The sequence below is a fragment of the Streptococcus sp. 20925_1_22 genome, from assembly GCF_041431685.1.
Taxonomy (GTDB): domain Bacteria; phylum Bacillota; class Bacilli; order Lactobacillales; family Streptococcaceae; genus Streptococcus.
The window spans coordinates 1-14558 of the sequence record NZ_JAPVYE010000010.1; the positions used below are offsets into that span (position 1 = coordinate 1).

Here is a 14558-nt window from a genome sequence, read left to right on the forward strand (position 1 = left end):
AATTGTTTGATTTTTTCTTAAGTTTTGCTATAATGAATATAATATGAATAGTGAGCACCCTTAGCTCAACTGGATAGAGTACCTGACTACGAATCAGGCGGTTAGAGGTTCGACTCCTCTAGGGTGCATTTGGCAACGAAGCCTTATGGCTCCGTTTTTAGATTGTTTAAACACCGGGAAGTAGCTCAGCTTGGTAGAGTACTTGGTTTGGGACCAAGGTGTCGCAGGTTCGAATCCTGTCTTCCCGACTAGATAACATTGAAGATAGATATACTTATCTATCTTTTTTCTTTTTTAAGAAAAAAGTGTGTCCAGTATCTATGACTTAGCTAACATATGTTGTTATTAAGACTTCTTACTTATTGTTGGATTTAATAAGTAATACAATCTTTTAGAACTACTGGTTTTGTCTCTTTATATAATCCTATTTGAAAGCAAGGGATTTGATTATTCAACTAGGTTTAGTTTGATTTTAAAGTCTAGTGTTCCAGAAGTTTAGTTTGTATCAAGCTGCTCAAATGTACTTTCCACTTGAGATGAGTAATATTAAAGATAAAAACCTCTGATAGCGGTGAATAGTTGCCTTCAGAGGTTTTTTATATGTGTTGAGTATGATTTACTACATCAAAGAGTATTCGTCAGATAACATAATGGTTTCTTTGCCCTTGTTATCAACGATGTAGACTTTTCTAGGAAAGAAAGGGTCAAATTGATAGTTTAAATCAAATGAAATAATAGTGTTGAAGTTCTTTTGTGAGAATCGTAGAGATACTCTTCCTTGGTGGTTGATGATTTCGAATTTGAGGACTGGGCGAAGTTCAAAGACCCCTTTGAGATTGTTATCAATGATGTACCAGAATGAATCGACAATTTCTTCAGGGAGGCTCGTCATGATGCCAAAGCTGGCATATCGGCCGAGAGTATTTGTAAATGCCATGGGAGACTCCTTTCTTACAGTCTGGATTTTCTTATATGATACCCGAAAATGCTTGAGATTGCAAGAATTTGACCTCTGGCAGGTCTGAATTAGACAAAAGAAAAAGAGCTTGCGCTCTTTGACAACTTTATCGATTCTTTAGTTCAACATAACGTTTGTACCAAATATTGACATAAGCATCTGAAAATGGACCTCTTCCGTTGTTAATCCAATCAACTAGGATTTTGACATTTTCTTTGAGAATGAAATCCAAATCATCAGAATAGTGCATCTGTTTTTTGTGACGTTCATATTCTTCTACATCCAACAGGCGTTTTTCACCATCAGCAAAGACTTTGACGTCTAAATCATAGTCAATGTATTTTAGAGCTTCATTATCCAGATAGTAAGGACTGGCTAGGTTGCAGTAGTATGAAGTTCCATTGTCGCGAATCATGGCAATGATATTAAACCAGTATTTTTTATGAAAATAGACAATGGCTGGTTCACGTGTTACCCAACGTCGGCCATCACTTTCTGTTACCAGTGTGTGGTCATTAACGCCAATAATGGCGTTTTCTGTTGTCTTTAGTACCATGGTATCTCGCCAGGTGCGGTGAAGATTCCCATCATGCTTATAACTTTGAATTGTAATAAAGTCGCCTTCTTTTGGAAGTTTCATAACTTACCAACTTTCTACAATTTATAAGTTTATCTTCTTTATTGTAACATATTTTCATAGAAATGCATAAGTTTTCATAGAAAATCTTAAAGATATTCTCTCAGAGCGCTGGCGATGTCGGAGAAATCATAGCCTTTGCGAGATAGAGCTTGGGTCAGACGCTGTTTTAAGTCATAGCCGTCGTATTTTTTTGAGTACTTGCGGTATTGCTTGTCTAGCTCTTTATAGAGCAGTTCTTGCTGGTTTTCTTGGTCTTCTTCGATTTGCAAATGCTGATAGGCGGTTTTGGCTTGACTATAGGAAAAACCTTTGTTTATCAAGGATTGAAGAATTTTATCTTGTAAGGCCTTGCTGGGCAGTTTTCCCTGGTATTTTCTGAGCAGCTTTTGGGCAACCTTGTCTGTTAGTTCAGTGAAATCAAACTGGCTCAATTCGTCTTCAATAATAGTGCTAGAAATCCCTTTTTGACTGAGTTTTTGTTTGAGAACAAAAGCGCCTTTGTCACCAGTGAGAAGGTTGGATTGGATAAAAGAATGAGCATATTTTCTATCATTAATCCAATTATCCTTTTTTAGATTGTCCAAGACCTGACTGATGATTTCTGGTTGGATGTCGTGCTGCGTTAAGTAGTCTTTAACTTCTTTAGCAGTTCTTTGCTTGAAGGAGAGATGATAGAGGGCTAGATTTTTTCCGTAAGAAAATTGGGCATAGTCTTGAATTTTTGATAGCTCCTGCTCTGTGATTTCCATTCCTTTGGACAGCATGAAGCGAACGATGGTGTCTTCTGTAATATAGAGCTTTTCACTGTCGTCCAACTCCAAGAGGTAGAGTCTTTTTTTCTTTTCGATTTTTGTGATTTTCATAAGAGATTTTGGTAGAATCCTTTCTTTTAGCCAAATGCTTCAAAGGCAGCTATCAAGCGCAGTTTGTCTGTATCAACATCCTTCTGGCCATAGTAGTCAAGAAAGAGCTCTGCGTATTGGGGGTCAGATAAATTATAAGTAAGAGACCAGATTGCCCAGTAAAGGTCAAGGTGGCGATCACTAAGGCCAGCGAGTCCAAGGTCAATAAAGCAGGAGAAGGTTGCTGCGTCTTTCAAAATGAAATTGGGTAAGCAGGCATCTCCGTGAATCAAGGCATCCACCGTCAGTAAGTGTCCCTGTTCTTGGATAAGCTGATATGCTTCCTCACGGCTTTGGATATGAAACTGAGGCAGTAAAGCTTTTTGATAAAAGCAACCTTTATGGTAATTTTCCTCTGCTTGTTCTTTATAGTGTTGGAGGCGATGCTGGATTGGGAAATGCTGGGGTTGGAGGCTGTGAAGTTTTCTGAGTGTGACAGCCATCGTTTGGCAAAGTTCTTCTGGCTGTTGGAGAAAGGCTAGGGCGTCCTTACCCTCGGCTTCTTTAGTCAGTAAGTAGTCTTTATCTGCTGTTAGGTAGTGAATGACCGGCACACCGAGTCCTTGCTCTTCAAACCATTTGGCAAGTGTGGCTTCTTGTGCTAACTGGCCTTTTTGATCGATTTTCAAATAATAGCCCGTATCGGCATAGAAAACACTGGCTACAGAATGTGAGGAACTGTCGTAAAAAGTGGCTCCCTCTAGATAAGTTCGTATTTGCTCAGGAAAATGGTCTACTGGAAGGGATGTCTTTTCTGCTTTCATACTTTTATTGTAACATATTCTCAACTAATGCGAGGCAGCGTGGTATAATAGAAGCATGAATGTGAAAGTGAAACAAAGAATCCCTTTGAAAATTAAGAAAATGGGGATTAATGGGGAAGGGATTGGATTTTATAAGAAAACGCTGGTCTTTGTGCCAGGGGCTTTGAAGGGTGAAGAAGTCTACTGTCAGGTGACCAGGGTTCAGCGTAATTTTATCGAGGCCAAGCTCTTGACCATCAACAAGCGGTCGAAATTTCGGGTGGAAGCGCCTTGTGAGATTTATGATAGCTGCGGGGGCTGTCAAATCATGCACCTCCACTATGACAAGCAGTTAGAGTTTAAGGAAGATTTGCTGCGTCAGGCCTTGAAAAAATTTGCGCCAGCTGGTTATGAAAACTATGAGATTCGTCCGACTATTGGTATGCAGGAGCCACTCTATTATCGGGCAAAACTTCAGTTTCAGACTCGGAAATATAAGGATGAGGTCAAGGCTGGGCTCTATGCCCAGAATTCCCACTATCTGGTCTCGCTGAAAAATTGTCTGGTTCAGGACAAGGTAACGCAAAAGATCATCAATAAGGTGGCTCGGCTTTTAGGCAAGTATAGGCTGCCCATCTATGATGAGAGAAAGACTGCTGGGGTACGAACAGTCATGATTCGCAGGGCCAGAAAGACAGGTCAGGTGCAGATGATTTTTGTGACAGGTCGCAAGCTAGACTTTTCTCCAGTCGTCCGAGACCTAGTGGCTGAATTTCCAGAGTTGGAGACAGTAGCGGTCAATTATCATACGAGCAAGTCCAGTGAGATTTACGGGGATAAGACAGAGATTATCTGGGGAGAGGAGGCTATCCAAGAAGGAGTGCTGGACTATGAGTTCTCCCTGTCGCCTCGAGCTTTTTATCAGCTCAATCCTGAGCAGACAGAGGTGCTCTACGGGGAGGCGGTTAAGGCGCTGGATGTGACGAAAGAAGAGCATTTGATTGATGCCTATTGCGGAGTGGGGACCATCGGCTTTGCCTTTGCTAAAAGAGTCAAGTCTCTGCGTGGCATGGACATCATCCCTGAGGCCATTGAAGACGCTAAACGCAATGCAAAACGCATGGGCTTTGACAATACACTCTATGAGGCTGGAACGGCAGAGGAAATTATTCCTCGCTGGTACGCTGAGGGTTATAGGGCGGATGCCTTGATTGTCGATCCGCCACGAACTGGTCTGGATGATAAGCTGCTGGGGACGATTGTCCGCTATGCACCTGAAAAGATGGTCTACGTTTCCTGCAATGTCTCAACTCTGGCTCGGGATTTAGTCAAGCTCTCTCAGGTCTACGATGTTCACTATATCCAGTCGGTTGATATGTTTCCGCATACCGCTCGGACCGAGGCAGTGGTGAAATTATCCAAGCGAGATAGCTCTCGTTCGAGTTAATCGTAAGCAGCTCGCAAGAGCTGACAAAATCATTCTAAAAAGGACTTAGTTTTCTTGTAATACAGAGCTAAGCCTTTTCTTTTGTCAAAATCGCAATGGTTTTATAGGGAGATCAGTTTCCGCCTAATCAATTAGTCACAAAAAGAGAACACTCGTCAAGTGTTCTCTAATGGCAATCAGTTATATTAGAATAAACCGAAGACTAGGACTGCAAGGACGGCACCAATAATTGGTCCGACAACTGGAATCCAAGCATAGCTCCAATCGCCATTTCCTTTATTTGGAATCGGAAGAAGACTGTGCATGATGCGAGGACCTAAGTCACGAGCTGGGTTTAGGGCATAACCTGTTGTTCCACCAAGCGAGAGACCAATTCCGACAATTAGTGTTCCAACTGCAAAAGTACCAATGCCTGCTTGCAGCTTATAAAGTCCAAGAGCGAAGATAGTCAGTACAAGAACAAAAGTTCCAAGGATTTCACTAATCAGGTTAGAGAAGGTATCTTTGATAGCTGGGCCTGTGCTAAATGTACCCAGGACGTTAGCCGGATTTTCTTCAGCGAGATAGTGAGGTTTGAACTGTAGGAAGACTAGGAACTGTCCGACCATAGCACCTGCAAACTGAGCAAGGACGTAAGGAAGAACAGATGCCCAAGGCAAATCACCTTTCAGAGCTACTCCGATAGTTAGGGCAGGATTCAGATGGGCTGGGCCAAGGTTGCCAGATACAAAAGCAGCGATGGCAACAGCAATCCCCCATCCCATGGTGATTACAATCCAGCCTGAATTGTGACTCTTAGTTTTGGGAAGAACCACACCTGCAACTACACCATTACCCAGAAGGAGCAAGAGCAGTGTTCCTAAAAATTCGCCAAATATTTCTTTCATCATCTATATTACTCCATTTAAAAGAAGGGGTGGCAGACAGTTGTTTTGCCTACCGCCTCTTCTCGTATTTTCTATTTTTTTAATTCTTCTAAATCGTTATTTGCAAGGGCAGCTTGAACATCTTTTCGATAAGCTGCTTTTTCTTCTTCTGTCCAGTCGTAGAATCGTCCCATTTCATCAAGAACAGGTTCTACAATCGCATCTAAGCTGTCCCGCATAAAGAGCATGTGGTTTGTCCGGCGCAGCAGGAAGTCAACAGGGCTGAGTGCTAATTCGTTACGCATAGCATAATGCAGTGACAAGGTATCCGCTAGGCTGAGACCTGGTGCTTGCTCGATGCTGTGTGCGAGGGCAAAGACTTTAGGAGCATTTGAACCGTAAAGGTTTGCAAGATAGAAGGCTTCTTTGCTGTCTAAGCCGCGTGAGACACCAAGTTGCGCAAAAGCTTCGATTTCGGAATCCACATTTGCTGGATTGAGCTCTCCGCCTGAAACAGGGTAGGTCTTCGAGTTGATGAGTTTGAAGCTACGGTCGAACTCTGCTTTGAGGATTTCAACCACGCGCTCCATCGCGCCTTCCGCCATCTTACGATAGTCCGTAATCTTACCGCCAGCAAGAGTCAAGAGGCCATTGTTATCACGTTCCAGGCTGGAACCGCGAGACACAGCAGATGGATCCAAGTGTTTTTCAGAAGTGCTGCTTTCGAGTTGAGTAACAGCCGCTTCAACATCTTCACGGGATTTTTCTTTGGCCAGATAGCTTTCAACAGTCGCAATCAGTGAATTGAAACTTTCGTCGCTAATGGTACCGTTATTTCCGCCGTTATAGTCAGAAGCGCTGTTTCCTGCAATGAGAGGACGAAGACCTGCCCAGCTGCTTTCGATATCGTCAATTGTGATGTTTGCTTCTGGGAAGCGATTATTGACAATGCCCAAGAGGTAATCCACATCTTCTTGTGTTACTTTTGGATGCTCTAGGTCGCCAGTGTAGTCAGTATCAGTCGTACCAAAGTAGGTTTTATTTTCACGTGGAAGAACAAAGACCATCCGGCCGTCTCCCAAGCCTGTGTCAAAGTAGACTGGCTGAGAAACCTTGATCTTGCTAGAGTCAACCACCAAGTGAACTCCCTTGGTTGGACGCATTTGTGAGTATTGCTCACCGTCATTTGATAGATTGCGCACCTTATCGCTCCAAGGTCCAGTTGTGTTGATGACCAAGCGAGCCTTGATTTCAAAGACTTCATCTGTCAAGAGGTCACGCGCAACAACGCCTGTAATCTTTCCAGATTCATCAAAAAGGAAGCCTTCTGCCTTGACATGGTTGGCAATCAGAGCGCCGTCTTGGTTGGCCCGTTTGATATTTTCAATTACGAGGCGCGCATCGTTGTTGCGGAAGTCAAGATAGACACCGCCACCGACCAAGCCTTCTTTCTTAAGTTCAGGTTCCCGTTCTAAGACTTCTTCTTTGCTGAGGACCTTATTGGCAGCAGGAGTGTTGTTGACACCGGCTAAGAGGTCATAGAGGTCCATAGCCACTTTGAGACGGAAGAGGCTGAAGGTAGCGCCCTCTTCTTCATAAACAGGAAGCAGCATAGGATCTGGTTTTGGAATATGGGGGGCAATTTGCTGTACCACAGCACGCTCAGAAACCGTATCTGATACCACCTCTACGTCGAATTGCTTGAGGTAACGAAGGCCACCATGGACCAGTTTGGTAGAACGGCTAGAAGTCCCTTCGGCAAAGTCCTGCATTTCAATCAGACCAGTCTCCAGGCCACTTGCAGCTGCTTGCAAGGCTACTCCAGCACCGGTAATCCCGCCGCCAATAATCAGGAGGTCCAAGGTGCGTTCCTGCATTTTTTTTATCGATAATTCACGTGTTTTCTTTGAAAATTCCATATTTATACACTTTCTAACTTAGTCATTTCATGCTTCTACTGACTTAATTATAAAAATATGAATCAGTATCAGTCGTCGATTTCTGCAAAGACTTGAGTTGCCTTAACGGCTTTTTTCCATCCTTTGTAGAGTTGTTCCTTACGGGATTCATTCATAGATGGTTCAAAGAGTTCTCCAGTTTCATTGAGAGTGCGGAGTTCGTCTAAGTCTTTCCAGTAGCCTACTGACAGTCCTGCCAAGAAGGCTGCACCAAGAGCAGTTGTTTCTAAGTTTTTAGCACGGGCAATATCGATTCCCAAAATGTCAGCCTGAAACTGCATGAGGAAGTTGTTCATAGCAGCACCGCCGTCGACTTTGAGGACTTGAATAGCAGTCTTGGCATCCACCTGCATAGTGTCAATGATGTCGCGTACTTGGTAAGCGATGGATTGAAGAGTAGCCTTGATAAAGTCTTCCTTGCTGGTTCCGCGTGTCAAGCCAAAGACAGATCCGCGGGCATTTTGATCCCAATACGGAGCGCCCAGACCTGTGAAGGCAGGTACGACATAGACTTCGTCATTGTTGTGAGAATTGAGAGCATATTTTTCAGATTCTGGTGAATTTTCAACCATCCGAAGACCGTCGCGCAGCCATTGAATAGCACTTCCGGCAATGAAGATAGAACCTTCTAAGGCATAGTAAACTTTGCCGTTGATACCGTAGCCAATAGTTGTCAAGAGGTTGTTTTCAGACAGCTGCATCTCTTCACCAGTATTCATGATAATGAATGAACCAGTTCCGTATGTATTCTTGACCATACCAGGCTCAAAAGCTAGCTGTCCAAAGAGAGCTGCCTGCTGGTCACCAGCCATACCAGAAATTGGAACTTCTCCACCGTAGAAATGGAATGGAGCGGTTTTACCATAGATTTCTGAGTTAGAACGAACTTTTGGAAGCATAGCCTTTGGAATGTTAAGGATTTCCAAAATTTCATCATCCCATTTAAGATCCTTGATATTATAGAGCATGGTACGAGCTGCATTTGAGTAATCGGTCACGTGAGCCGCGCCGTCAGTTAATTTCCAAACCAGCCAGGTATCAATAGTACCAAAGAGCAATTCGCCCTTTTCAGCTCTTTCTTGCGCACCTTCTACATGGTCCAAAATCCAGCGAACCTTGGTAGCAGAGAAGTAAGCGTCAATAATCAAACCAGTCTTTTCGTGGAATTTTTCCACATAGCCTTGGCTTTTCAGCTGTTCAGCCAGAGGAGCGGTCTGGCGAGATTGCCAAACGATAGCATTATAGATAGGAAGACCTGTATTTTTATCCCAGACGACAGTTGTTTCACGCTGGTTGGTAATTCCGATGGCTTCGATTTGATTAGGTTTGACTCCACTTTCGATGAAGGCGCCGGCGATAACGGACTGCACAGAGTTCCAAATTTCATTGGCATTGTGCTCAACCCATCCAGCTTGAGGGAAAATTTGAGTAAATTCTTTTTGACTGGAGCTAACTTTTTCTCCTTTTTTGTTAAAGATGATGGCGCGGGAACTAGTAGTTCCTTGGTCGATGGCCATGATGTATTTTTCTTGTGACATGAACTGTCCTCCTAGTAAAAATCTTGAGGTTGTTTCCTCTACAGTAACTAGTATATAAAATAAAACGCTTTCTTTTTTATCAACTTTTTTTAAATTTTAAAAAAATCTGAGGAGATTGTGCGAAAATCACAAAGAAACCTAGATTTCTCCAAGTTTCTTAATGAAATATCATGTGACGGATTTGAGCCAAATCTTCCAAATCCAAGTCATTTTTTAAATAATAGATAGGAACTTGCTGGGCCTGATGAATAGGATTGTTGGTAATAATGAGGTCATAATTTCGGGTAAGGTCGTAGGATTCAATCGTAATAAAGCGATTGTACTCTAAGTACCGCCTTAGAATGGCCGTCATCCTGGAAACAACGATAAAGCTATCTGTCAAGTCCATGCCTATCTTGATGACTTGACCGTCGTTTTCAGCAATGTACTCCATCAGCTGGAGCCATTCCCACAACACCTTTTTATCCAGAGATGTTCCCTGCTGGAAAATAGGCAGTTTGCTAAAAATAGTGTCTGCCACTTGTCGATAATCGTCTTCGCTCCATAAGTAAGGATGGCGCAATTCTAAATCATGCTTGTATTTGTCTTGCAAGAGACAGCCTTTGAAAAGAAAGACATGGGCGCAGAGCTGACTGAGTTCGTAGGTCACTTGATCTTCGATGTAGTCACCAAGCAAGTCCTGGCCCTTCATCTCTTGAATCAGTTGCGTAATCAGACCGGCAATTTCACCGCCAAAGCCTAGTATATACTCCATGGTATGCAGGGGTAAAATCCGATGAGAAAGTAGAAATGAAAAGAAAATCATCATTTCCCCATCTTCCTGACTTAGAGTGATGTGCTGTCCGGCAAAGAAATCATTTGTTCGGCGATGCAAGCGCTGGTAGAAGATATTTTTAAAATAGCCCTGCATTTTCTGCTCAATGTTTTGGAATTGACAGGCATTGACTCTTAGGCGCTGTTGGGTAATATGCGCCCAAAGGGCCAAGTCCAATCGCTGACCTTGAGAGAGTTGGGCTCCGCAGAGTTCTTCTAAGACGGCAACTTCCTGCCTTCTTTCTGATTTTTGAAGTTCTTTTTCCCAATCTTGACTAGACCAAACCTTGCGAAAGAGGCAGAAATAAAAATAGCGGATCTGGTGTTCAGGCCCTTTCAGGCGGCCATTTTGGATAGATAGCTCAAACTCTGATAAAATCTGATTTAGACCGGATATATGACGGCTGAGGGTTGCTTCACTGATCATGAGCTCTTGGGCTAATTGATGGGCTAAAAACTGTTGATGATAGAGCAAGTAGTTTAAAATCTGGTGTTTGATAGCATTGCCCAAAAAGAGTCTGCGAATGTCCCGTCCCTTGGTATCCGGTCCGATGGACAGACTGAGTGTTTCGTCTTGAAGCTGGATGGATAAGGTTGCATGATGGTCCATAGCCTTGTCGTTAATCAAGCTAATGTACTTGGTCAAGGTTGCTTTCGAGAAGCCTGTTTCAGACATGACGTCCTTCAAACTGGATGTAGAATGCTGCTGTAAATAAGACAGGACAATAAACTGCCCCGCTTCACTCTTTTCCATTAAGTCTGCAAGATACATACGAAAACCCTCTCAATTCACTAATCTTAGCTTATCACAAAAGGGAAAAAAGACGAAGCAATGTGCTTTATATTTTCTTATCGTTGCCTGAGGCAATAATGGAAGCATAAGTCTAACATCTTATCTATCTTAATTCGCTATTCCATTTCTTTTGAATAAGCATAAGAGGAGCAGACACTCCTGCTTTTTTTGCTTTGAGTCTGATAGCTTTTTTATGGTATAATTGTAGAAAAATGACGATGAAGGAGCAGCTATGGATAATGTGATTGATTTGTCTATCCCGGTGGCAGAAGTGATTGAGAAGCAGCCAGAAGTTTTGGATGTTCTGGTCGAGTTGGGCTTTACGCCTCTGGCCAATCCCGTTATGCGCAATACAGTCGGGCGCGTGGTTTCTATCAAAAAAGGTGCTGGTATGAATGGCATTGACCTTAATAAAATCAAGCAAACTCTGGAATTAAATGGCTATGAAGTGGTGGGGATTTAGGCATGGCTACTGAACGCATTGAAGTCCTCAAGTCTATCTTGCTGGATCTACATAACGGAGCTTCGGCAGAGTCCGTCCAGGAGCTTTTCAATGAGCATTTCGCTGGTGTGTCCGCTATTGAGATCAGTCTGATGGAGCATGAGCTAATGAACTCAGATACGGGAGTGACCTTTGAAGATGTCATGTCCCTCTGCAATGTCCATGCCAACCTCTTTAAAGGGGCCATTCAGAATGTAGAGGTGGCGGATACTGACCATCCAGGCCATCCGGTTCAGATCTTTAAGCAGGAAAATCTAGCCTTGCGGGCTGCCCTCATGCGGGTTCGCAGGCTCCTATCTACCTATGAAAGCACAGAAGATGAGGGCCTTCTTCCAGAAATCCGCAAGGGACTCCAGCGCCAGCTGGGTTTGGTGGAGCAGTTTGATATCCACTATCAACGCAAGGAAGAGCTCATGTTTCCCATCATGGAGAGCTACGGCCACGATTCGCCGCCCAAGGTCATGTGGGGGGTAGATGACCAGATTCGAGACCTTTTCCAAGAGGCTAAGATTGCTGCAGAGCAGCTGCCAGACACTTCGATTCAAGAAGTCAAGGAGAAATTTGAGACTTTTGCAGCTGAGTTTGAAGCTATGATTTTCAAGGAAGAGTCCATTTTACTGATGATTCTCTTGGAGTCCTTTCATCAGGACGACTGGCTCAAGATTGCTGAGGAGAGCGATGCTTATGGTTATGCTATCATCAAGCCAACGGAGAAATGGATTCCTGCGCGGCACTCATTCTCGGAGGAGGAAGCTGGGGATGCTGCTGATGAAGGAAGCGAAGCGCCAGCCAGCACAGAACAGACTAGTGATGGCAGGTTTCAGCAGGTCATTGATACGCCAGATGGTCAGGTCACCATTTCCTTTAAGCCCAAGGAAAAGAAGGAGCAAGCCTTTAATCGGGAGTCTCAGCAGTCTTTTGGTCATGGCTATCTGTCGATGGCGGAGGCCAATCTGATTTTGGATCATCTGCCCATGGAGATTACCTTTGTCAATAAGGACGATATTTTCCAGTATTATAATGAAAGTGTGCCAGCGGACGAGATGATTTTCAAGCGGACGCCGTCCCAGATAGGACGCAATGTCGAACTCTGCCACCCGCCCAAGTTTTTGGACAAGGTACGGCGGATTTTCAAGGCGCTGCGCGAGGGAGAGCGGGACAAGTTTGAGATGTGGTTCAAGTCGGAATCGCGGGGCAAGTTTGTCCATGTGACCTATGCAGCGGTGCGAGATGAATCTGGTGAATTTCAGGGGGTGCTGGAGTATGTGCAGAACATTCAGCCCTTCCGTGACATTGACCGTGATTTTTACCGAGATTTGGACTAGGTATTTGCAGTTAGAAAGTGAGAAAAATGAGTTACGAACAGGAATTTTTACAGGAGTTTGAAGCTTGGGTCAAGACCCAGGTCATGATTAACGAGATGGCGCTCAAGGAGAGCCAGGCGGTCTACGAGGCGGACCAGGATGAGCGTGCTAAGGAAGCAGCCATTCGTTATGAAAGTCGTCTCGATGCCTACCAGTTCCTTTTAGGGAAATTCGCCAACTATCAGGCGGGCAAGGGATTTCACGACCTGCCAGATGGACTTTTGGGTGAGAGAAATTATTGATTTTTCACTGGAAAGGTGATAGAATAGGTTCATCAGAGGTGTTTTGAATCCCACATTTTACAGAAAGTGGCGGTGCTGAGAAGTCCATAAGTGTGTCAAAACTGGTTGCTGATGGATAAAAAATGAAATAATTTTGTCTTTTTATTATAAAGACGAGAGTTGCGGGCTTTGCCCGAAATTGGGTGGTACCGCGGATAAACTCATTCGTCCCTGTCATGTAGATGGCAGGGGCGATTTTTTGTAGAAAGCGAGGGAGGAATGACAAGAGCAGAGTTGCCAGAACGAATCGAAACAGAACGGTTCGTGTTACGAGTCCGCACCGTGGCTGATGTTGTGGATATTTTTGACTATGCCAGTAGGCCAGAAGTTTCCTACCCAGCAGGCTTTCCGCCCGTCAAGACCTTGGAGGATGAGATTTATTATCTGGAGCATATCCTTCCTGAGCGCAATCAAAAGGAAAATCTCCCAGCAGGTTATGGGATTGTCGCTAAAGGAACTGATAAGGTCATCGGCTCTGTCGATTTCAACCATCGGCACGAAGACGATGTGCTGGAGATTGGCTATACCTTACACCCAGACTATTGGGGACGTGGTTATGCGCCCGAAGCAGCGCGTGCCTTGATTGACCTGGCTTTTAGAGAACTGGGGCTTCACAAGATTGAGCTGACTTGCTTTGGCTACAATGTCCAAAGTCAACGAGTTGCTGAGAAGCTTGGCTTCACCCTTGAAGCTCGCATTCGAGACCGTAAAGATGCCCAAGGCAAGCGTTGTGATGATTTGAGATATGGCTTGCTTAGGAGTGAGTGGGAGGTAATTTGATGTCTGAAGAAGACAAACAATTAATCTCATTATCAGAGGAGCAGTTACGTCAAATTGATGAGCAATACTCTGAATTAAGTGATAGCGATATTATTGAACGATTAGCTTATTTAGAAATTAATAGTAATCACAAACGTATAGTTATCTCCGATATTGAACCAACCAAGGGAATAATGTCAGTATCGAACCAAATTTTTGAGATTAAAAAGGATTTCCAAAAAATCAAGAATATGTTTGAATTGTTTGTTTCAGATGTCTCGGATTTTTTAAGTATTAAGAATAAACTTGAGTCAAAGGAATTAGAAATTGAAGATGCTGATATGAATCGCTTCATGATTCATTTGTTATCCAGCGGAAAATTGTTTGTTGATTTTAATGAAAACCAAATCAAACAAAAATATTCCAAGGATAGTGAGGAATTTGATTGTATACATAGTTTTGCAAGCTATCAGTATGATACGAACTTTGCCTATCGATTTTGCTATTCTTTGAGAAATTATTCGCAACATATTGACTTACCAGTAAATGAAGTAAAAGTTGTTAGCCCAGATGATGAAACAGTTTTAGTTGATTTCTATATTGATTTAGATTATCTTTTAAATTCCAACTTTAAATGGAAAAAAATAAAAATGGAGTTGATAAAACTAAACCAAGAAACATCTAAGATTGATGCTATAGCTCTAGTGAAAGAATATTTTAATGCTCTCACAGAACTCTATGGTAATTATAATAAATTGTTTTTAAAGTTAAATCATAATACATTAGTCGATATTAAATCAAAGTTGGAATCATTAAAATTGAAACATTCTCGGTATTATATTTTAAAGATAAGCAAGTACGATCTCAAATATAATCCTGGGAACTATACTATGTCAGCACTCGCAGCATTTGCAGAAATTGATGAAATTTATATTGAATTATCAAAAATTGGTTTGATAAATATTGTAAATAAAAATAGTTAAGGAGAACACAC

The 14558-nt window shown here is 42.9% G+C and carries 14 protein-coding genes and 2 tRNA genes; 8 read left to right on the plus strand and 8 right to left on the minus strand.

Going from position 1 to position 14558, the window contains the following annotated elements:
• The first annotated feature begins 54 nt into the window (after window positions 1-54).
• A tRNA-Arg gene (locus tag O3621_RS11035) sits at window positions 55-128 on the plus strand.
• Between the two features lie 46 nt (window positions 129-174).
• Window positions 175-248, plus strand: a tRNA-Pro gene (locus O3621_RS11040).
• Window positions 249-619: 371 nt separating this feature from the next.
• Here O3621_RS11040 and O3621_RS11045 read toward each other — a convergent pair.
• The 4 genes from O3621_RS11045 to O3621_RS11060 form a co-directional block, all read right to left on the minus strand.
• On the minus strand, window positions 620-937 hold the full coding sequence (locus O3621_RS11045; RefSeq protein ID WP_002913192.1) for a DUF960 domain-containing protein: 318 nt from the start codon (window positions 935-937) through the stop codon (window positions 620-622).
• Between the two features lie 127 nt (window positions 938-1064).
• Window positions 1065-1598, minus strand: coding sequence for a DUF402 domain-containing protein (locus tag O3621_RS11050; RefSeq protein ID WP_002896978.1), 534 nt, complete (start codon window positions 1596-1598; stop codon window positions 1065-1067).
• Window positions 1599-1684: 86 nt separating this feature from the next.
• The gene (gene recX, locus O3621_RS11055; RefSeq protein WP_101772195.1) at window positions 1685-2461 is read right to left on the minus strand and encodes a recombination regulator RecX; all 777 of its coding nucleotides are present in this window, start codon (window positions 2459-2461) and stop codon (window positions 1685-1687) included.
• 26 nt (window positions 2462-2487) lie between these two features.
• Complete coding sequence (locus O3621_RS11060; protein WP_002894527.1) at window positions 2488-3264, minus strand: aminoglycoside 3'-phosphotransferase; 777 nt, start codon at window positions 3262-3264, stop codon at window positions 2488-2490.
• Window positions 3265-3319: 55 nt separating this feature from the next.
• Between O3621_RS11060 and rlmD the strand changes: the two genes are divergently transcribed.
• Window positions 3320-4690: a 23S rRNA (uracil(1939)-C(5))-methyltransferase RlmD gene (gene rlmD / locus O3621_RS11065; protein ID WP_270619286.1), complete on the plus strand. Its 1371-nt coding sequence runs from the start codon at window positions 3320-3322 to the stop codon at window positions 4688-4690.
• Window positions 4691-4875: 185 nt separating this feature from the next.
• On the opposite strand, the gene O3621_RS11070 is transcribed toward rlmD, so the two are convergent.
• From O3621_RS11070 to O3621_RS11085, 4 genes are all read right to left on the minus strand, one after another.
• Entirely contained in the window at window positions 4876-5580 is a 705-nt protein-coding gene (locus O3621_RS11070) for an MIP/aquaporin family protein (RefSeq protein WP_002899687.1), read from the minus strand.
• A 68-nt stretch (window positions 5581-5648) separates the two neighbouring features.
• Entirely contained in the window at window positions 5649-7475 is a 1827-nt protein-coding gene (gene glpO / locus O3621_RS11075; RefSeq protein ID WP_168955850.1) for a type 1 glycerol-3-phosphate oxidase, read from the minus strand.
• 68 nt (window positions 7476-7543) lie between these two features.
• On the minus strand, window positions 7544-9052 hold the full coding sequence (glpK, locus tag O3621_RS11080; protein ID WP_125390599.1) for a glycerol kinase GlpK: 1509 nt from the start codon (window positions 9050-9052) through the stop codon (window positions 7544-7546).
• A gap of 157 nt (window positions 9053-9209) precedes the next feature.
• Window positions 9210-10637, minus strand: a complete 1428-nt coding sequence (locus tag O3621_RS11085; protein WP_002899690.1) for a helix-turn-helix domain-containing protein — start codon at window positions 10635-10637, stop codon at window positions 9210-9212.
• A gap of 253 nt (window positions 10638-10890) precedes the next feature.
• Between O3621_RS11085 and O3621_RS11090 the strand changes: the two genes are divergently transcribed.
• From O3621_RS11090 to O3621_RS11110, 5 genes are all read left to right on the plus strand, one after another.
• Entirely contained in the window at window positions 10891-11121 is a 231-nt protein-coding gene (locus O3621_RS11090) for a DUF1858 domain-containing protein (protein ID WP_002894544.1), read from the plus strand.
• Between the two features lie 2 nt (window positions 11122-11123).
• Entirely contained in the window at window positions 11124-12485 is a 1362-nt protein-coding gene (locus tag O3621_RS11095) for a DUF438 domain-containing protein (protein WP_371514159.1), read from the plus strand.
• 26 nt (window positions 12486-12511) lie between these two features.
• Window positions 12512-12766 (plus strand): DUF1912 family protein, encoded by a 255-nt coding sequence (locus O3621_RS11100; RefSeq protein WP_002899692.1) that lies wholly within the window; start codon window positions 12512-12514, stop codon window positions 12764-12766.
• Window positions 12767-13024: 258 nt separating this feature from the next.
• Complete coding sequence (locus O3621_RS11105) at window positions 13025-13585, plus strand: GNAT family N-acetyltransferase (RefSeq protein ID WP_371514160.1); 561 nt, start codon at window positions 13025-13027, stop codon at window positions 13583-13585.
• Window positions 13585-14547, plus strand: a complete 963-nt coding sequence (locus O3621_RS11110) for a ribosome-binding factor A (protein WP_371514161.1) — start codon at window positions 13585-13587, stop codon at window positions 14545-14547. Before O3621_RS11105 ends, O3621_RS11110 begins: the two co-directional genes overlap by 1 nt.
• The last annotated feature ends 11 nt before the right edge of the window (window positions 14548-14558 follow it).